This window comes from Clostridium sartagoforme AAU1, from assembly GCF_000401215.1.
Lineage (GTDB): Bacteria > Bacillota > Clostridia > Clostridiales > Clostridiaceae > Clostridium > Clostridium sartagoforme.
Window position 1 is genome coordinate 1 of sequence record NZ_ASRV01000064.1, and the last position, 20066, is coordinate 20066.

General features: G+C 25.8%; 24 protein-coding genes. 4 read left to right on the forward strand and 20 right to left on the reverse strand.

Annotation, left to right across the window (positions count from 1 at the left end; genetic code table 11):
• The 6 genes from A500_RS05230 to A500_RS05250 all read right to left on the reverse strand — a co-directional run.
• A partial coding sequence (locus A500_RS05230; RefSeq protein ID WP_016206541.1) for an AlbA family DNA-binding domain-containing protein occupies positions 1-1012 on the reverse strand: 1012 nt, incomplete at its 3' end.
• Positions 1013-1114: 102 nt separating this feature from the next.
• Entirely contained in the window at positions 1115-1672 is a 558-nt protein-coding gene (locus A500_RS05235) for a TlpA family protein disulfide reductase (protein ID WP_016206542.1), read from the reverse strand.
• Positions 1673-1684: 12 nt separating this feature from the next.
• Entirely contained in the window at positions 1685-2374 is a 690-nt protein-coding gene (locus A500_RS05240) for a cytochrome c biogenesis CcdA family protein (RefSeq protein ID WP_016206543.1), read from the reverse strand.
• A gap of 258 nt (positions 2375-2632) precedes the next feature.
• Positions 2633-2782, reverse strand: coding sequence for a hypothetical protein (locus A500_RS20310; protein WP_156174332.1), 150 nt, complete (start codon positions 2780-2782; stop codon positions 2633-2635).
• Positions 2783-3272: 490 nt separating this feature from the next.
• Complete coding sequence (locus tag A500_RS05245) at positions 3273-3701, reverse strand: DUF3783 domain-containing protein (protein ID WP_016206544.1); 429 nt, start codon at positions 3699-3701, stop codon at positions 3273-3275.
• 108 nt (positions 3702-3809) lie between these two features.
• Positions 3810-4331, reverse strand: coding sequence for a putative ABC transporter permease (locus tag A500_RS05250; protein WP_016206545.1), 522 nt, complete (start codon positions 4329-4331; stop codon positions 3810-3812).
• A gap of 185 nt (positions 4332-4516) precedes the next feature.
• Here A500_RS05250 and A500_RS05255 point away from each other — a divergent pair, with 185 nt between their 5' ends.
• Positions 4517-5395 carry a cation diffusion facilitator family transporter gene (locus A500_RS05255; RefSeq protein ID WP_016206546.1) on the forward strand — a complete coding sequence of 293 codons (879 nt, stop codon included), beginning with the start codon at positions 4517-4519 and terminating at the stop codon, positions 5393-5395.
• A gap of 65 nt (positions 5396-5460) precedes the next feature.
• Here the strand turns inward: A500_RS05255 and A500_RS05260 are convergent, their stop codons facing one another.
• The 11 genes from A500_RS05260 to A500_RS05305 all read right to left on the reverse strand — a co-directional run bounded on the left by A500_RS05260 (position 5461) and on the right by A500_RS05305 (position 15122).
• Positions 5461-6114, reverse strand: a complete 654-nt coding sequence (locus A500_RS05260) for a TIGR03943 family putative permease subunit (RefSeq protein WP_016206547.1) — start codon at positions 6112-6114, stop codon at positions 5461-5463.
• 9 nt (positions 6115-6123) lie between these two features.
• A complete protein-coding gene (locus A500_RS05265; RefSeq protein WP_016206548.1) occupies positions 6124-7032 on the reverse strand; it encodes a permease in 909 nt (302 codons plus the stop codon).
• Entirely contained in the window at positions 7029-7658 is a 630-nt protein-coding gene (locus A500_RS05270) for a GTP-binding protein (protein ID WP_016206549.1), read from the reverse strand. Before A500_RS05270 ends, A500_RS05265 begins: the two co-directional genes overlap by 4 nt.
• Positions 7659-7668: 10 nt before the next feature.
• Complete coding sequence (locus A500_RS05275; RefSeq protein WP_016206550.1) at positions 7669-8625, reverse strand: CobW family GTP-binding protein; 957 nt, start codon at positions 8623-8625, stop codon at positions 7669-7671.
• Between the two features lie 154 nt (positions 8626-8779).
• Positions 8780-10402 (reverse strand): hypothetical protein, encoded by a 1623-nt coding sequence (locus A500_RS05280; RefSeq protein WP_016206551.1) that lies wholly within the window; start codon positions 10400-10402, stop codon positions 8780-8782.
• A 280-nt stretch (positions 10403-10682) separates the two neighbouring features.
• Positions 10683-10805 carry a hypothetical protein gene (locus A500_RS21645; protein WP_278245086.1) on the reverse strand — a complete coding sequence of 41 codons (123 nt, stop codon included), beginning with the start codon at positions 10803-10805 and terminating at the stop codon, positions 10683-10685.
• Positions 10806-10961: 156 nt separating this feature from the next.
• Positions 10962-11636: a deoxyribose-phosphate aldolase gene (gene deoC, locus A500_RS05285; RefSeq protein ID WP_016206552.1), complete on the reverse strand. Its 675-nt coding sequence runs from the start codon at positions 11634-11636 to the stop codon at positions 10962-10964.
• 110 nt (positions 11637-11746) lie between these two features.
• Positions 11747-12793 carry a DNA polymerase IV gene (locus tag A500_RS05290; RefSeq protein ID WP_016206553.1) on the reverse strand — a complete coding sequence of 349 codons (1047 nt, stop codon included), beginning with the start codon at positions 12791-12793 and terminating at the stop codon, positions 11747-11749.
• Between the two features lie 12 nt (positions 12794-12805).
• Positions 12806-13756 carry a DUF4003 family protein gene (locus tag A500_RS05295; RefSeq protein ID WP_016206554.1) on the reverse strand — a complete coding sequence of 317 codons (951 nt, stop codon included), beginning with the start codon at positions 13754-13756 and terminating at the stop codon, positions 12806-12808.
• A gap of 199 nt (positions 13757-13955) precedes the next feature.
• Positions 13956-14708: a hypothetical protein gene (locus tag A500_RS05300; protein WP_016206555.1), complete on the reverse strand. Its 753-nt coding sequence runs from the start codon at positions 14706-14708 to the stop codon at positions 13956-13958.
• A gap of 234 nt (positions 14709-14942) precedes the next feature.
• Positions 14943-15122, reverse strand: coding sequence for a hypothetical protein (locus A500_RS05305; protein ID WP_040436559.1), 180 nt, complete (start codon positions 15120-15122; stop codon positions 14943-14945).
• A 64-nt stretch (positions 15123-15186) separates the two neighbouring features.
• Between A500_RS05305 and A500_RS05310 the strand changes: the two genes are divergently transcribed.
• Positions 15187-15561, forward strand: a complete 375-nt coding sequence (locus A500_RS05310; RefSeq protein ID WP_016206556.1) for a hypothetical protein — start codon at positions 15187-15189, stop codon at positions 15559-15561.
• Between the two features lie 171 nt (positions 15562-15732).
• Here A500_RS05310 and A500_RS05315 read toward each other — a convergent pair whose 3' ends face one another.
• Positions 15733-16008: a hypothetical protein gene (locus tag A500_RS05315; RefSeq protein WP_016206557.1), complete on the reverse strand. Its 276-nt coding sequence runs from the start codon at positions 16006-16008 to the stop codon at positions 15733-15735.
• Positions 16009-16206: 198 nt separating this feature from the next.
• On the opposite strand from A500_RS05315, the gene A500_RS19375 reads away from it, so the two are divergent.
• Positions 16207-16533, forward strand: coding sequence for a ferritin-like domain-containing protein (locus tag A500_RS19375; RefSeq protein WP_016206558.1), 327 nt, complete (start codon positions 16207-16209; stop codon positions 16531-16533).
• Between the two features lie 300 nt (positions 16534-16833).
• Positions 16834-17250: a hypothetical protein gene (locus tag A500_RS05325; protein WP_016206559.1), complete on the forward strand. Its 417-nt coding sequence runs from the start codon at positions 16834-16836 to the stop codon at positions 17248-17250.
• 121 nt (positions 17251-17371) lie between these two features.
• Here the strand turns inward: A500_RS05325 and thiI are convergent, their stop codons facing one another.
• Positions 17372-18526, reverse strand: a complete 1155-nt coding sequence (gene thiI, locus A500_RS05330; RefSeq protein ID WP_016206560.1) for a tRNA uracil 4-sulfurtransferase ThiI — start codon at positions 18524-18526, stop codon at positions 17372-17374.
• Complete coding sequence (locus A500_RS05335) at positions 18523-19668, reverse strand: cysteine desulfurase family protein (RefSeq protein WP_016206561.1); 1146 nt, start codon at positions 19666-19668, stop codon at positions 18523-18525. The genes thiI and A500_RS05335 overlap by 4 nt, the downstream gene beginning before the upstream one ends.
• Positions 19669-20066: the final 398 nt, after the last annotated feature.

The following is a 20066-nucleotide window of genomic DNA, read 5'->3' on the forward strand; positions in this document are numbered from 1 at the left end:
TTTTGTTGTTATCTAATGTTATCAACTTTTCGTAAATCCACATATTTCTTTTGCTACTTCCAACTCCATTATCTAACCTTTCAATTAATGCTCCCGGACTAGTTATTGATATGGATTTATACCCTATGTTTACTTCTATAATCTTATTTATACTGGAGTACTCCCTATATAAAACTGCATTTTTTATGCCTTCTACTATTGCAGAAGTTGGATACTCCTTAGGTAAAATATTAAAAAGAACTTTTTCTGATTTATCTATCATATTTAATATACTACCTTGAATTACTGTAACCTCATCTTCACTTTTATTAATTCTATTTATTATCTTTATCATATTTTGAGGAATCCATAAGCTATTATAATTTGAAAAAACCAATAATCCACCTAAAGTACAATTCATATTTTCACTTTCTTTTTCTCTATACGCTATTCTTGAACTTTCTAAAAGAAACTTTTTATTTTCATTGTTTAATTCTATACCTTTATTATAAAAATATTGTTTAAGTAAAGTTTCGTCTAAAAATGAAATATCACTTTTAACTATTGTAGAAGTTTCCATAAAGAAATCTAAATTTTCTTCAAAAGCTTCAATTAGTTCCTGCTTTCTCATAGTATCTGTGGTAGATCCTCTTCTTATATAAAAAGCTCCACTTTCTCTTATTTGATATGGTTTTTGTTCTCCTGAATAAATAGTTATTACACATATACTTTTATTTGCTATATTTACTGTATCAACAGATATTGGAATAGGTGGTTCACACCTTGATGAAACTATTTGTTGTACTTGTTCTTCTTTTATTATCTCATCATCTTTTAACCCAACAATTTTCTTGCTTTTATCTTCTACTCCAATTATTATATAACCTCTTCCACCTCTAGAGTTTGCAATAGCAGAAATATCTTTTGCTAATTCCTTTTTATTGCTTTCATATTGTAAGGATAGCCTTAATTTAAAATCTAGCTTTACTCCTTCTTCCTTTTTTATTAAGGAAAGTAACCTTTTGCTATCCACTAAAATATCCTCCCATCTATAAAACTATTATATACTGATATAGTACTATAAAAATAAAAGATCAGACACATAAATTTTGCCCAATCTTCTTTCTTTATATATTTATTTAATAAGTTGTTTAATATTTTTAATTAAAATAGATTCTTCTCTCAATCCTATATTATCCTCTACTATATTTCCATCTATATCTATAAATATAGTTCTTGGTATTGATTGAACTGAGTATGCATTAGCAGCACTTAATTTTTCATCGAATAAAATTTTCATATCTAAATTATTTTCTTTCAAGTAATTTATTGCTTTTTCCCTAGTTTCTCTTTGACCATCTGTAAGGTTTACCATAAGTATTTCTATATCTTCACCATATTTTTTCATAGCCTCTTCAAAATATGGCATTTCAGCTTTACAAGGACCACACCAACTTGCCCATATATTTACTACAACTGGTTTTTTCCCTTTAAAATCTGATAGCTTTATAGCCTCTCCATTTTCATTATAAACTTCAAAGTCTGGTGCTTTTCTTTTTTCTGAACTACTGTTTTCTTTGTTATTTTCAATAGGCATATATTTTCCTGAAAGATATCCATATCCAAACTTTACAATAACAAATAATAAAATTAATGATAATACTATTAGTATTAATTTCTTTGTATTATTCAATTTCCTTTCCTCCTAATTAAAAGTAAGTAATGATAATAACTTATTTAAGTAACCTGTCATCATAAAAATTCCTATTATGATTAATAGTATTCCTGATATTGTATTTATAATTTTATAATTTTTCTTAATAAATTTGAAAGCTCCCTTTAGTGTCTCAATTAGTATAGCAGAAATTATAAATGGAATTCCAAGTCCTAAACTATAACTTAGTAACATAAATGTTCCTCGAACAGAATCTTGACTATTTGCAGCTAACATTAAAGCTGATCCCAGAAAAGTACCTACACAAGGTGTCCATCCTACCGCAAATATCATTCCAAATAAGATAGATGCTGTTAAATTAAGATTGTTTAAATTATTTTTATTTTTTAATTTAAAGCTTCTTTGCAAGATATTTATTTTCAAAATCCCGATATAGTTCAATCCAAATATAATTAATAGCGCTCCTGCTATAACATTAAAAGTTTTAATATATTTTTGTATAAATACACCAAAACTTCCTGCTGCTGCTCCTAATAATGTAAAAATAATTGAAAATCCAATTACAAATCCTATAGAATTCATTAATGCGTTATTATTAGTTCTTTCTTCATTCTCCTTATTATCTCCCATAAAATATGAAATATATATAGGCAACATTGGTAAAATGCATGGTGAGATAAAAGTTATTATACCTTCTAAAAATGAAATAAAATAGTCCACAACATCACCTCTTTTCTTTTGGATAGTATATCATAATATTAGGAATTATTGAATAAGTTATTTTTTTAACCTATAAAACATCAAATTCTCAATAAAGTTAAACTCATATCAAAATGTAGCTTTAGGAATTGAAGTTTCTTCTTATACAAGACTATTCGCCTTTAATTTTATTTGTGAAATATAAAAATAGATATTGTAAACTAATATAGCCTATAATATCTATTTTCTAAAAATTCTTCTGTTATTAAGTTTTTTATCTTATTTTTCTAAATTTAACTTTATAACTTCTAAATCCTCTTCATTTATTTCAAGTAATTTTATTATGGTTTCTTCATCTAACCCTAAATTTCTAAGATTTAAAAATCTAGTTGTTATTGTTTCTAATTCAACTTCTCTCTTGACTCCCACTTAAAATCCCCCTTTTTTGAATTAACAATTAAAAATGCACAATAGATTTAAATTGTGAATATAAAGGCTACGATAAATAGATATGTTTCATAAGCTAAATAGCTACGCAAAGAAGTACTAGGCTCGGAGAACTACTATGCCAAGAGTTTTGGTTAAACTCGCTGCGCTCAGACAAACCAACAACACTAAGGCATAGTAGCTCTTCCTTCACCAAGCACCTCTAGTTTCTCGCTATATGCTTATTTCACCGTCTATTTACCTTCGCCAACTTATATTAAGAATTTAAATTAATAATAAATTAAGTTATTGGTAAAAAATAATTGGTGAGGGACATTAAAATTTAGTTAAGCGTAGCAGACTATAATTTAACTTGTTCCCTGTTACCTTTTACCTGACACCTGTTCCCTTATTCCCTGTTACCTAAAAAAATAAAACAACTGTGCACTGTGCCTTGTGAACTATGAACTGAAAAATGCTTGTCATTTTTTTACTATTCTTCATCATGGTTGAAGTCTTTTCCTGATTTCATTGCTATTCTTTCCGCCACTAGATTTTTCAATAAAAAGTTAACGGTCCACTCCCTTGATGTTTCTGTAACTGTAGCTTTTAATACATTATTTATTCTAAACTTCTTAATATTTTCAATAAATGTTCCCATCTTTGCACCTGGAATATTATTAAATATTATTGCTTTATTTTTTACTCCATCTTCTGAATCAGATAATATATTATTTTCTAATATATCTTTTACAATTGAATTCCCATTTTTATAATTTAATATTATTTTATCTTTTATTCCAAACATTCCTGCAAGATTGCTAATTGTTTTTACTTCCTTTGCATTAAAGTTACATAAAATAATACAGCTTCTTCCATCTCTTACTTCTGTATCTTTCATATCTAATTTTTCAAATGACATATTCTTCTCCTTTTCATTAAGTATATTATATATTTATATAATATATAAATACTAAAAATTAAGCAATATTGAATTTTTTCTTATAATTTTATTATGTATATTTAAAGCTTAATTTTGAATAGCAAGACTTCTATATAAACTTTTTATTGTTATTATTAAATCAAATATTATTACAAAACTGAAGATAAGATTTGATATTCTAAAACCCTTTTCTAAACTTAAATATATACTATTTATTATAGGTTGAACTACATTTAAACCTATATAGCATAGTACAAACCAATAAAAAGAAAATCTTAGTGTTATTAATCCTTTATAGTTCATCTTAAGATTTGAATAATCCCAATATTGTTTATTAAACATTTCCTTTAATAAATACCCACTTATAAACTCTACTGCTGTAGGAACTATAAAATATAGTATAAGCTTTAATACTATGTTAATATTAAGATATTTATCACATAATACTAAAATAGTAAAAGCAATTCCATACATTGGTTTATATGGCCCCTTCATAAATCTTTCTTTATTAAAACTTCCAGATACAACATAGCTATACAAGCCTTCAATTAACCATCCTATAATTGAATATAATATTAAGTTAAATATAATAAAATTTATTATAGTCATTATATACACCAACCTTTAGTAATTTTAACTTTAGTTTAACCAAAATATCTTTATTAATTCCCCCTTCCCCCTTTTTATTTTTCTAACAACTTCTTTTTTAAACTCCTATAATTACTATCTTTTTTATAGTGTAACTTTTATAATTTGTAAGAATAAAATGGAATTATATATTATTTGTAAAGGAAATGAGAAAAATAGAAAATAATAATTATAAAAAAGTTAAGCTTATATTGTTAGTATTACTAGGGGCTAACTTAATTGTTGCCGTTTCTAAAATATTAATTGGTTTAGTAATAAATAGTTCCAGTGTAATGGCTGATGGGTTTCATTCTATTTCTGATAGTGCTTCAAATATAATAGGTATAATAGGTATTGTTTTAGCATCTAGGCCTAAAGATAGCTCGCATCCATATGGTCATAAAAAATTTGAAACAATTGCAAGTATGTTCATTGGAACTATGCTCTTATTTATATCTTTTAGCGTTATTAAATCTTCAATTTACAAGTTGTTTAATCCATCTATACTAGAAATTAGTGTAGAGAGCTTAGTTATTATATTATTAACATTATTTATTAATATATTTGTTGCAGTTTATGAAAACAAACAAGGAATTAAACTTAATAGTCAACTACTAATTGCAGATTCTCTTCATACTAAAAGTGATATATTTGTTTCTAGCGGAGTTTTAATAACATTATTATGTATAAAATTAGGATTTCCTCCTATAGTTGATACAATAACTTCTTTTATAGTTTCTCTTTTCATACTTCATGCTTCTTACGAAATATTTAAAGATAATATTTCTCCTTTAACTGATAAAGTAATATTAGATGAAGAAATAGTTATTGATATTTTAGAAGAATTTGATGATATTAAAGATGTTCACAATATACGCTCTAGAGGTTTTAAAGATTATGTGTTTTTAGATATGCATATTAAAGTTGATTCTAATTTAAATATTGATGAAGCACATAGTTTAGTTCATAAAATTGAAAATACTTTAATTAACAAGCTGGGCAAAAAAATAGATGTAATAATTCATGTAGAACCAAATAAAAAATAACTTTATTTTATCAAATTAAAATGACTAGTTATAAAATATAAAACATATAACTAGTCATTTTTAAGTTAAAAATATTGGTTATTCGGTGGGTTCACCTTAATATATTCTATTATGTTTAAGTAGTACTCTCCATCATATTCTATTTTTCCTAAGACTTTTATCCATTGTCCATCATTAAAGTTATCTTTACTAATTGACTTTAAACCTATAATTACAGAATCTGCCACACAACAATTCATTTCTTCTCTTGCTAAAAGAAACTTTTGTTCATTATTATGTCTATGAACAAATCCAGTAAATATTATATATTTTCCTAAAAATTCTTCTCCACCCTCATCTATTTCTTCTATTATATGATGATTTTCATACGATATTTCTAGAGCCTCATCTGCTATCTTATTTTTAAAACTATAAACATTTATATTCATACTCTCTTGTATTATAAAATCATTTAATGATATAAATACTCCTATTGTTAAAGTCAATATTATTGGTAGATAGCTAATAGAACTATCTTTTCTCGAATTGAAACTTATTACTTTATATATTTGTGCTAAAATAAGTATCGGTAATATTATTAAAGCTATCCATAAATTCTTTGCAGTTTTTGCGCTTAAAAACCTATATATATACCCTGAAAATAATAAATATCCAATAAATGTTGTAAGCAGTATTAATATTAATAACCATATAAACTCATCCACATTAAATTTCTTCATACTACCTCCTTATATGATTATTGATAAAGCTATTGAAAAACCTAGTACAATTAGGGGAATTAATATTATAAGCTTAAGTGCAAAGCCTTTCTTAAAATAAGATCCAATTATTATAGAATTTTTCAAATCCAGCATTGGTCCAAGTATTAAAAATGCTGAAGTAGCTGGTAATCCAAAATGGTTTAAAAATCCTCTTGCTATAAATGCATCTGCTTCTGAACATAAAGAAAGTAAAAATGATAATGTCATCATTATAATTATAGGTATATACTTTCCACCTGACATTATATTTAACATATCTTTATCAACCATTACTATAAATGAACTAGATAAAAAAGAGCCTAATATGTAATACTTCAATATATTAGAAAATTCCTTATTAGCGTGTTCTAAGCATAATCTTATTTTAGATTTATTATAAAAATAATTAGTTGCTACACATCCACAATCACACATGGTATCATAATTATTGTTATTTTTTATTATATCCTTATTCTTTGTAGATAATATATCCATTAAACTTCCTATTACTATAGCACATACTATTCCCCCTAAAACTCTTATTAAAGCCACTTTTATTCCACTAAATGCATAAAAAGTTGATAATATAACTACAGGATTTACAATAGGAACAGAAAGCATGAAGACTATTGCTACTCCAATGGGCACCCCTTTTTTTATTAAGCTTTTTGCAATGGTTACTATAGCACATTCACATATAGGTATAAAAACTCCTATTAATGCAGCAAATAACATAGATATAAATTTATTTTTAGGTAAGATTCTTTTTACTAACTCCTCTGAAATATACATTTGTATTATTGCTGAAACTAAAGCTCCAATTAATATAAATGGCAACGCTTCTAATATCATACTAATAAATGTATTGGCCCATTTTTCTAATATAGTTATATTCATTTTTTGTATTCCCCCTTATTAAAAAGAGTTTTAAACTTTCTAGTTAATTTGCTTTCTTTAAAGTAATTACTTGCATCCAAATCGTCTTTTAAATTATTTATACTAAAAGATTTTATTATAGGTGCTGTAAAATTTATATTTTCTATAGTTTTTACTATAGTTTCTTTCTTCTCTTCATTTATATAATTTATATTATTTAATATTATAAGCTTACTTGATTGAATAAATGGAATTATAAGTTCTCCTATATTCTTTATATATACATCCAAATTCCTACAGTCTCCAACATAATAGTTCCCATAGAAGCTTGTCTTTTCTTTTATTTTTTTATCCTTAAGTAAATCAGTTACTATGTTCAAATTATATGTTCCATTAAATTCAATTATTATTCTTTTATATTTCTCCTCTTGTATTTCCTTTAATAGGAGTTCTTTTATATTATTAACTTTTTCTAGATATACGACTTTAACATAATTTAAATTTCTTACTATATTAGTAGTTCCTTTTTCTAAAAGAACTACTAATATTTTTTCATTCTTACATACTTCTGTTGTTAAATAAGAATTTATAAAAGATGTTTTTCCAGAGCTTAGGAATCCACTTACTATTTCTAATTTACTCTTCACTTTTTACTCCTTATTTAAAAAGACTTTTTAGTTGATCTTTATTTAATTTAATTCCTATAAAAGAAATCACACTTTTAGATTCATTTTTTATTTCTCTAATTTGAAATTCATCTTTTACAAAATCAAATTGTCCATTACTGCCATCCAATAGCGTTACTATCCCTTTTGCTCTTAATACATCACCATAAGTCTTTGATGATGATATAAACTTAAATTTAGATATTAACTCTAATTTTGATATTTTAGCTTTTGGATAAATAGCAAAAGTCTCAAAAATTTCATCTGCTTTTTTATGCTCTTCAATTCTTTTACTTAGTTTAGCTTTATTCAACTTGCTTCCTTTTATATTTATAGCTTCATATTTACTAGCTTCTAAATGATTATTTTCTAGTATAAATTTCCCTTCTAATTTACTCCATTCATCAGTTATTATAATTGCTTCTTTATTTAATCTCTTGATTCTTGAAATAATATCTCCAAGATCTTGGGAATTTAACTTTTGAGTTCTGCTTAACACTATTTTCTTTGCATTTATTATTTGATTTTCATAAAATTCTTTAAAGTTTTCAATATAACTATTAAATTTTTCTGGATCTATTACTGTTATTATATTGTCTATAACTACCTTTTCATTTAAACTTTCAGCATTAAAAACTTTAACTATATCAGTTAATTTTGCAACTCCTGAAGGTTCAACTATTATTCTATCTGGTTTGTATTCTTTAATAACCTCTAAAATTGCTGATTTAAAATCTCCTGTAACTTGACAACAAATACATCCTGAATTTATTTCCTTTACCTCTATATTAGACTCTCTTAAAATTGCTGCATCGATACTAACTTCTCCAAATTCATTTTCTATAATTGCTATATTATTTTCATAAGCTCCTTCTGTAATAAGTTTTTTCATAAGAAAAGTCTTGCCAGCGCCTAAAAAACCTGAATAAATATCTATTTTTATTTTCATTTCACACCTCTATATAAAACTTACTTATATAATGTTCTAAACATTTTATGTGATAAAATCAAATTATATTACTACTTTTATTAGTGAAATATGAAATTAATATAAATAAAGAAAAGCATGAATATTAATCAATTCATGCTTTTCTTTATTTGTATTAATTCCCGTTATTATTTAAAGTAATATTTTCAAATGAGTTTGTTAATATGAATTTTCCATCTCCAAATTTTATAAATTTAACCGATATCTTATCTCCAACAGAACTTAATGCAACTTCTCTTGATGTTTCTGTGGAAACTGAAAATATATTATTATTTCCCTTAATTTTTATATCATAAATACTAGTTCCATCCTTAACTACTACTCCAATTCTCTCAATCTCTCCTTCTAAAGTTTCTTCATTATTACTTCCTTCAAGTGAAATATTAGTATCAGTCAATCCTTCTAAATATTTATTAAGAGTTCCTTGTAACGAATCCGCAACTCCTACTATATTATAGTTTTCAACATTTACCATAGCATATTGCTTAACTAATCCATTAGAGTCCTTTAAAGTCATAAAATAAGTTGGTTCGTTTTGTATATTTATTAAATACGGAAAAGTAGCTGTATATCCATACTGTTGAACTTTCCCTTCTGCTGACTTCATACTTGCTATTTCTGTTGCTCCTGAAGTTTTATACATATTTGCTTCACCAGTTCTAGTATTAGTTAGCATAAATCCTACCAATCCTTCATCATTTCCTACTGATGTTATTCCTGTATAATAATAACATTCTTCATTATTAAATATTAAATTCATTCCTTCGGTAGCCTTTAATTTATCCTTATCACTAAAGTTAAATATTCCATGTATAAGTTCTCCCCATTTATTTATATAGTTTTCTATATATCTATCTGGTTGAATTCTGTCTATCCATTTTGGTGCATCTTCTATTGAATAAATATTAGAATCCCCATTTTGAGCGTCTAGTACCAATACTCCTATTGCTTTTGATTCAGATAATCCAATAGCATTATCATATCTTGTAATTACCCAGTACGGATTACCTTCATCATCTAATTCAAAGGTAAAATCAGTATGACCTGCTTTCATATCTCTTAAATAAGCTGCTCTTCGTAAATCACTAAAAAGATACGCTGAATCTAAATATTTTATTTTAATATCTTTTCCATTTACTTCAGTTACCAATTGAATATCACTTTGATTTGTTGCACTTATTTTTATATAGCCTGTGGTTCCTTCTTTATTGGTAAACCACTTAAATAATGATGAATGCTCTAATGGAGCAACATAGTAAAGTTGTCCAGAGATACTTTGTAATGTTAAATCTCCAATTTCTACTTGGCTACCTAGGCTAGGAATCTCCCCCAGCTTTTTATCTGCTAATTTATATGCTAAATCTTTATCTATTGTTGGTAATTGTTTTAGATCTATATGATCTATTTCATTAGTAAACTCAATACTTTTTACATCACCAATTAGCTTTCTATGAGCCTTGTAACTCACTATAGGACTAAATACTCCTATTAGAATAATATATACTCCTGCCACTATTAATGCAATATTCATATATTTTTTACTAAATGTAAAAGTAGAATAAATTAATGTTACTAAAACAAATGTTGCAACAATATAAAATGAGTTCAACGTAATATCAAATACTAACTTACCATTAAAAAATAAAAATATTGCTACTATTGAATAAGTTATTAATAGCCAAGTTACGTATTTTAAAAATGATCCTTCTTTTGGTGTAAAGTTCCTTATATTATCCATTTTAATCCCCCGATATTTTTTACTTTATTATATAGTATATATTACAATATAATGCGATGTTTGTAAATATATTTCTTTAAAATATTTATACATATTTGAAGACTCAAGTATTATTCTGTGTACCTTTCTAAAAATTCAACATCCTTACTGAATTTTATTAAATATAATTTTAAAATATTGTATAATAAATTAAAATAATTTCACTGAAATTTAAAATAGAATATATAGTCTAGTAATATAAAAAAGTCTGTAATAAACATTTGCTTATTACAGACTTTTTTTAGTTACTATTTACCCCATTGATTATTTGTAGCTGTCTTTTTTGCTCCATGACTTCCACTTTCATCAATATGTTTTTTTCTTCTGATTTTTTATTTTTATTGCAACCACATCCATTAGTCATATCAAACACCTCCTATAACTTACACTATTATTATTTGCCTATAGACTTATTTTAATGTTATAAAAAATGTTCAATATATGGATTAATAATTAATGAAAAACTTTATTTCCCAAATAAATTTACGCAATTATTTATATTTAATAAAAGTTTTAAATATTAATAATTGGAGTTAGATTCAGTTCCTTCACATATTGCTATTGAAGCTGATGCACCTATTCTTGTCGCACCATTTTCAATCATAGCTAAAGCATCTGCATTAGTTCTTACTCCACCTGAAGCCTTAACTCCAAGATCAGGTCCTACTGTTTCTCTCATTAACTTTATATCCCTTGCTGTAGCTCCGCCAGTGCTGAATCCTGTAGATGTCTTAACAAAATCTGCTCCTGCTTCCTTTGACAACTTGCAAGCAGTTATCTTTTCTTCATCAGTTAATAAACAAGTTTCTATTATAACTTTAGCTAAAGCTTTTCCTTTTGCCGCATTAACAACAGCTTCTATATCTTTCTTTACATATTCTAAATTTCCCTCTTTAAGTTTTCCAACATTTATAACCATATCAACTTCTGTTGCACCTTTTTTAATTGTGTCTTCTGTTTCGAAAGCCTTTACTTCTGTTGTTGTTGCTCCTAAAGGAAAACCTATTACTGTACAAACCTTTACTTCACTACCCTTTAATATTTCTGCAGCTTTTTCAACCATAGAAGGATTTACACATACTGATGCAAAATTATATTCCAAAGCTTCAGTGCAAAGTTTTTCTACCTCCACTTCAGTTGCTTCTGCTTTTAATATTGTATGGTCTATCATTCTTGCTAAATCTTTTTTATTCATTTAATATTATCCTCCTGTATCTCAAGTTTATCTTTCAGGAATTTATTATAAATGAAAAACAATAGTAAATAAAGCTAGTTTATAAATAAATATATCAATTTATATTTTGTTTAAAATAACTTTAATTGTTCTATAGTATTTTCTTTAAATGATGATATAGAAATTCCTATTAACCTAATTCCTTGAGTTATTTCTTCATTATCTAGTATTTCCCTACATGTATTATATATATCCTTAAAGTTATTTGTATAATAATTTAGTGTTTTGCTTCTAGTATGACTTTGGAAATCACTTGTTTTATATTTTACTGTAATTGTTTTTCCTTCAACATTATCTCTTAAAAGACTTTTACTTATTTCTCCAGAAAAATTTTCTAAATACATTAATAATTCTTCTTTTTCATTAGTATCACTCTTTAGTGTTCTCTCTCTCCCATAAGACTTTCTATCCCTTTCAATTTTAACCTCTCTATTATCAATACCTCTTATTCTATCGTAGATTTCCAATCCATATTTACCTAAGTATTCTATATAAAAATTTTTAGGCATTTCATATAAATCCTTAACTAGAAATATTCCTATATTATTTAGTTTTTCTACTGATTTTTTACCAAGTCCATGTATCTTTGAAATAGGCAATGGTAACAGTATTTCTGGAATCATATTTTTCGTTATAATTTTTATTCCATTTGGCTTATTCCAATCTGAAGCTAATTTTGCTAAAAATTTATTATATGATATGCCTACAGAAATAGTTAGTCCAATCTCTTTAAAAACTCTATTTTTTATATATTTTGCAGCTTCCATTCCATTATCAAAATTACTATTAGTTATGTCTAAATAAGCTTCATCAATTGAAAGTGGTTCTATAATTTCTGTAACATCTCTTAAAATATTAAAAATCTGCCCCGAAACTTCTTTATATCTAAACATTCTTGTTCTTAAATATATACCATTTGGACATAATTTTTGTGCTATAAATATCGGCATTGCAGAATGCACTCCATATTTTCTAGCTTCATATGAACATGTTGATACAACTCCTCTTTCACTTACTCCACCAACGATTACTGGCTTACCCCTAAGTTTTTTATTATCAAGTTGTTCAACTGATGCAAAAAAGGCATCCATATCTACATGTAAAATTACCTTTTCCATATTTTCTCCTTTTTACGCTAGAGCTTCTGCAAACATTCCTTTATTTTTAGATTTTATAAAACAATATACCCCTAAGGCTAATAACTCATCTATATAATTTCTATTTTCAGATATCGTTGAAAATGATATTATTGTTATTGCTATAATATTCCTAAACCCTTTATCCATATAATATTCATATTCACTTTCTTCTTCACAAAGCATATCTACTACGTCTTCAATTAAATCAGAACTTTTTCTTATATCGTTATTAGTTAGCATTCCAAGTAAAGGTAAAAATTGTTGTGCTAATTTTATATCTCTTTTTTCTAGCTGTAATATAAATTCTATAGTCTTGTACATGTGCCCTGAAGATCCATTTAACATTATAGCATTTGTTAACCCCTGAATACCATTCTTAGATTTTATATTTAATTCTGCCATATGAGTATAAATACTTTCTATAAATTCATCAATTGTACTTACATCAATATCATTTAATGCCCATAATGCACAAACTAAATAATCATCTTCTCCAGTAATATTATAATATTTTTCTTTTAATAAAATATATACATCCTTCATTTTATTAACTATTTCATATTTATCCTTATTATATCCATATTTAGCTATAACAAAAGCTGCTAATATTAAATAATCACATTCATTAAATCCTTTAAATTTTAGTGTTTCCATCGTTTCATATATATCTTCTATTAGCTTGTACTCATTTGTTTCTTCCAATGCTATTAATAAAGATAAAATATAAAGCATTTCCCCTCTAAATGGTGAAACTCTTGATGAAGTAGATTTTATATATTTTCTAATTTCTTTTACTTTTTCAAACGGAATTTCTTTTTCATAATGAGTAAAAACTAAAGATGCAAAATGATTAATTAAATCTCCATCATTTCTTAAATCCTCTTTTGCAGCTCTATAATTCTCAATCGTTAAATTAACTTTGTCTATGAGAAGTTTTTCCATATTAATACTCCCTCACTTTACTTTAAGCATATTAATTCCCCAAGACTATTATACTATAAAAATTGTGTCAGTTTCATAACAAAATTATAACATTTTCTGAAATTTAACTTAAAGAAGCCAAGGTAAGGTTTTAATCTTACCTTGGCACTTAAGCTTATCTTTTGTTCATTTAGATTCAAATTTAATTATCTAACTTTAACTAACAGCAACAGAATAATAATGCAAGAGCTGTTAATCCAAATAAACCTCCACAGCCACAACCGAATCCACATCCACCAAATCCACATGAACAACAATTGGAGGAGTTAGAAATATTCTCATATGGTGGTACACTTCCATTTCTATCAAATATGAAAATTAATTTTATAGTATTATCACAGTCTGTTACATAAGTTTGTGGATACCTACATAAGAATCTTGAAAGTGCAGGATTAAAAGATCTTACTATTATGGCAAATTCTTCTGGCATAGAATTTCTACTCAATCCGCAACCTCCACTAAGATTTCCTGATGATAAATCACAATTACCACTATTTAAGTCATTATTACCACAACTAGTACAACTTAATTCATCAAAATTAAAATTTTCTACTCCGAAGGACTCACTTTCATTAACAATGCTATTATCAAATGTATCAGTATCAAAATCAGAAATATTAAAATTATCCATATCCCAATTATCAAAACCAATATTATTACAACATGGATTTCTTCTTATTACTCTTATAGGACTAGAAATTGATAATAAATTATTACATGGAAGAGCCGGGGCCGGTAAAACACCATCACAATTCCTTACTATAATATTTATTTTTATTCCTTTTCCGCATATACATCCAGGTAAATTTCTTCTTAACGCTCTTCCAAAGGCTCCATCTGCACAAATTGATAAATTACATTCTGTTCCTGTAGATAAAGTATTACGTCTTACTCTTGTTAAACATATTCTCATTTGTATTCTCTCCTTTTATCTTGAAGTTTAGATAATACATAATATGTGTAACTTCCTTTATTGTTTACCCTATGTAAATTTATTATTTTAGTTATATATATGAATTTTTATTAGTACAATTATACGTAGAAATAATTTTGAAAGGAATACCAATGGCTAATAAAAAATTCTCTTTATTAAAATCTTCTAATAGTTCGTTAGTAGAAGAAGATACTATAATAAAAAAAAGGAAGACTATCCAATAATAGATACAGAGGTAATAGAATTTATAACTAAAGAATTTCCTAAAGCTTCTATAGAAATAGCAAATTCTTTAACAAATTTAAAAAATACTTTAGAAAAATCTATAGATTTTATTGAAGATACATCTAGTTCAATAATAAAAAATGAAAGAAACTTTAATTTAAGTGGCAAATATAGAGAAATATCTGTAAGGCTTTATGATATTAGTATTAGTATTGAAAAATATATTGATTGGATGGATAGTATTAGAAATAAAAATGAAAAATTTGACTCTACCACAAAAAAAGAGGAAGAGGAATATCTCCCCTTAGATGAGTCTATTCTTAATAATTATTTAGAAATATATAATGATTTTACTGATAAAACACCAGTATCATTTAAGTTAGATAACTTTAAAGTCCAGAGTGATGACTGGAATGATATAGTTATAAAAACTGCTGATATTCTTAATAAAAATTATAAATTTTCAAGGGATATAATGTATTCTAACATAACTTTACCAGAGATTATTTCTAGAAAGTCTCCTGAGAATGAATTCAGAGATACAATAATTGAAATGTTAATAGAATATAAGATAGATTTATCAAAATATTTAATTTTAGTTAAATAAACTTTGAATAATAATTATATTTAAGTAAATAATATAAATGGATGCAATATAAATAGTATCCTCTTAGTATTATGAAAAAGATGAATGAATTATAAAATCATTCATCTTTTTTGTTTTTAATAAGTCATAAAAATTGATACACAAATAACTTTTTATATATTCATTAAAATCTTATAAACTTCTTATATAGAAATCTTTATTATAAATTTCCTTATCATATTTTATTTCAATATCATTGCATAACTTCTCATCTTGCTTAGCTATTACAAACCTTACTTCATTAATAGTAACCTCAAAGTCCTCATCTGAAATAAAATCTGCATATAAATCGTAAGCAGGTTTTCCGCATCCAACAGCCACTACCTTTACTCTTATATGATTATGCTCACTTTTTTCAATTTCTTTTAACAAAGCTTTTTGTGTTATTTCATTAAATACTATATTCATTACTTTCTCCCTTTCTATATTTTGATAATATCAAATAATTTAAAATGAAACTTTTTCAAATTAAATATTTTCAACTACTAATTTTAAATGAAAAAGATAAAATAGTGAAGGTAATAATAATACTTTGCTTTACAAAATCCTGTCACTATAAAAAACTTAATCATATATTATAGTGATAAATAATTTAAAGGAGTTATTATGAAAGGTGATTATAAAGATCTTCAAGATAGTTATTCATTAGGTTTGCCTTATCCTAAAATTAAAGTATATGATAAAAATTCTATTTATGCTGATTTAATAAAAAAAAGCTATGCTGGAGAGGTTTCTGAGTTAACTGCTATTACCCAGTATACTTATCATCAATTAATAACTAGTGATTATATCAAAAATACTTTAAAGGGAATTGCAATCGTTGAAATGCATCACTTAGAAATTTTAGGAGAATTACTGATAGCTTTGGGCGAAAACCCAACTTTCTTACTAAGAAAAAAAATAAAGACCTTTATTGGAGTTCGAAATTTATAGCCAAAGATATTTGTTTAAAAGAAATTTTATTATCTGATATTAAGAGTGAAAAGGAAGCAATTGAACAATATAGAAAGACTGCTAATATAATTGATGACGAAAATATCATTGCAATTATTAATAGAATAATCTTAGATGAAGAACTTCATATAAAAATTTTAAGTAATTTATATGAAAAAGAAATAGGTAAATAATAAATTTATTTTTTTATTTAACAAATTATATAATTATGTTATAATGACCTTGTTATTATAATTATTTTATTATGAAATATTTCTTAGATATAAAGGAGTTTTAATTATGGGTTTCAAAGATAAAATGAGTAAATACTTTACAGATGCATATATGGATAAATATGGAGATAGAATGACTAGTTCTGCTGGTACTGTTTTATCTGTAAAAATTGAAGAAAAGAACATATTAGGAATTTTAAGAATTTTAACTGCTCATATTTTAGTTAAACCAGATATGGGTAAAGGTGTAGTTAAAACTCAATACAAGGCTAGAAAGTGGTTTAAAAAGCCAACTTTTATTGATGTTAAACAAGGTCATAAAGTAATCATCATGGGAATTGAAGGTGAAAAAGGAAAATCTGATTCTGAAGTTATCACTATTTCCAATATAGCTAACTTAACTACAAAGAAAGATTTACATCCATTTGATCACAGTCAGATAAAAAAAGCTAGACAACAAGCAACTCGAATGAGAGCGAGATAAATCAATTAACAATGTACAATTTGGGAAGATTTTTAGTAAACTTAAAATCAAAATTTTAAATTAAGGCTGATAAAAACTTTGTTTTTTATCAGCCTTAATTGTTAATAGTTAATTGCTTCCTTTATTGAAAAATAACTACTTCTGTTTCTTCTATTGCTTTATTTACTAGTTCATCTATATTTAATACACTTTCTGATTCTCTTATTGATTCTACTCTTGGCTTTGTTTTTGGATGCTTTGGAACAAATATAGTACAACAATCTTCGTATGGTAATATTGAAGTTTCATATGTTCCTATTCCTCTTGCTATATCCATTATATCTGTTTTATCCATAGCTATTAGTGGTCTAAATACGGGTCTATCAGCACAATCATTACTTACCATTAAGCCTTCCATAGTTTGGCTAGCAACTTGCCCTATACTCTCTCCTGTTGCTACTGATTGGATGCCATATTTTTCTGCTAAACCACAAGCAACTCTCATCATAAATCTTCTCATTATTATTGTTAATTCATCTTCTCTACATCCATTTATTATTGCCATTTGTATTTCTGTAAATGGTACTATATGCAATTTAACCTTTTCTGTATAAGTAGAAAGTATTTTAGCTAAATCTTTAACCTTATCCTTTGCTCTTTCAGAAGTATAAGGGTGGCTATGATAATAAACACAATGTAATTCTACACCTCTTCTAGCCATTAAATATCCCGCAACAGGTGAATCTATCCCACCAGATAACATAAGCATAGTGCTTCCATTTATTCCATATGGTAAACCACCAGCACCTTTAATTTTATCTTTTGTTGTATATATGTATGCATTTTCTCTAATTTCTATATTTACTAGACATTCTGGATTTTTAACTTTAACTTCTAATCCATCCATATGATAAACTACATATGCTCCAACTTCCTTAGAAGTCTCTAATGAATTTTTAGGGAATACCTTATTTGCCCTATTCGTTTCTATCTTAAAGTTTTTAGGATTAGCATCCTTAACTTTTTTTAACGCTTCTTCTTTTATTGCTTGCATATCTCTTGGTACTTCTGTTACTATACAAACTTCAGCAACACCAAAAACTTTTCTTACTCTTTCAGTAGCTTCTTCTATATCATCTGCTTTAATAAAATATCTGCCTTGATCAGAAATTAATTCATAATTAATTCCCTTTAATTTTTTCTTTATATTATCTCTTAATTTTTTTTCAAACTTATTTCTATTTAAGCCCTTTAAAAAAATCTCTGATGCATATTTTACTAATATTAATTTATTCATTTTTTTACTCTCCTTAAAAAATTTAATGAACCCTTTAAAACTTCTACAACTTCATCAACTTCTTCTTTAGTATTAAACCTTGAAAATGAAAATCTTATAGCACTTTCTATTTCTTTTTTTTCTAATCCTAAAGCTCTTATTACATAACTTCCAGATGATGCACTAGTTTTTGAAGTACATGCAGATCCAGTAGCCACAAATATATCTTTATCTTCTAATAAATGAAGTAAAACTTCTGCTCTTACACCTATAAATGAAACATTTAATATGTAAGGTGTAAAATCTTCTCTTAAAGGACTGTTTATTCTTAAATCATCTATTTCTTGTAACTTTTCTATCATATATTGTTTTAAATTTTTTACATAGTTAAAGTTTTCTTCTTGATTAATAAAAGTTATTTCTGCTGCCTTATGTAAACCAATTATAGCTGGAACATTTTGAGTTCCACCTCTAAATCCACCTTCTTGACTTCCGCCATTTATTAATGAATTTAAAACTATACCCTTTTTTATATAACAAAACCCTATTCCCTTTGGTCCGTGAATTTTATGTCCAGAAATTGATAGCATATCTATATTCATCTTCTTTACATTTATATTTAGTTTTCCATAAGATTGAACTGCATCAACATGAAACTTTGCTCTAGAACTTTTTTCTTTTATAATACTACCTATTTCTTCTATATGCTGTATTGTTCCTATTTCATTATTTACATGCATTATAGAAACTAATACAGTATCTTTACATATAACTTCCTTCAATTCATCTAAAGATATTTTCCCATCTCTATTAACATCTAAATATGTGACTTTAACACCAATTTTTTCAAGCTCCTTATATGTCATCAAAACTGAATGATGCTCAAATACAGTTGTTATAACATGATGTCCTGGCTTTACTAATCCTTTTATTATTAAATTATTTGCTTCACTACCACCTGATGTAAAATATATTTCTTCTTTTGATGCATTTATGCTTTTACCTAAGAAATCTCTTGCTTCTGTAAGCTTCCTTTCAGCTTTCATTCCTATCTTATGGAGAGATGATGGATTTCCGAAATATTCCTCCATTGCAGTTGCTACTTCTTCTATAACTTTTCTATATGGTTTTGTTGTTGAGCTATTGTCAAAATAAATATCCAAACTTTATCCCTCCCTATGTATAAAATATCATTATATATGTATTAATCTTTGCTATATTTCTTAAATAAATCTACCAATTTTTAATAATATAAAATAATAATTCTATAAACTATTAATTCACCATATATTATTATCTCTTTTTATGTCCAAAACTACTATATCAAATTTCAAAAAATAAATAAAGGCTTAATTTCTAATATATTCATATAAAATGACTCTTGCTTTATAATGAGAATATATTTAGAAATAGCCCTTTTTTCATTTATTTTTCTTTTTCATATTTTTGTATTCTATTATAAGTATTATAGTTGTAGTTAAAAGTACCATTGATATTGATAATAATATTTCTAACAAAAGCTATTCTCCTATAAATCACTATATTATATTTTATATATTTT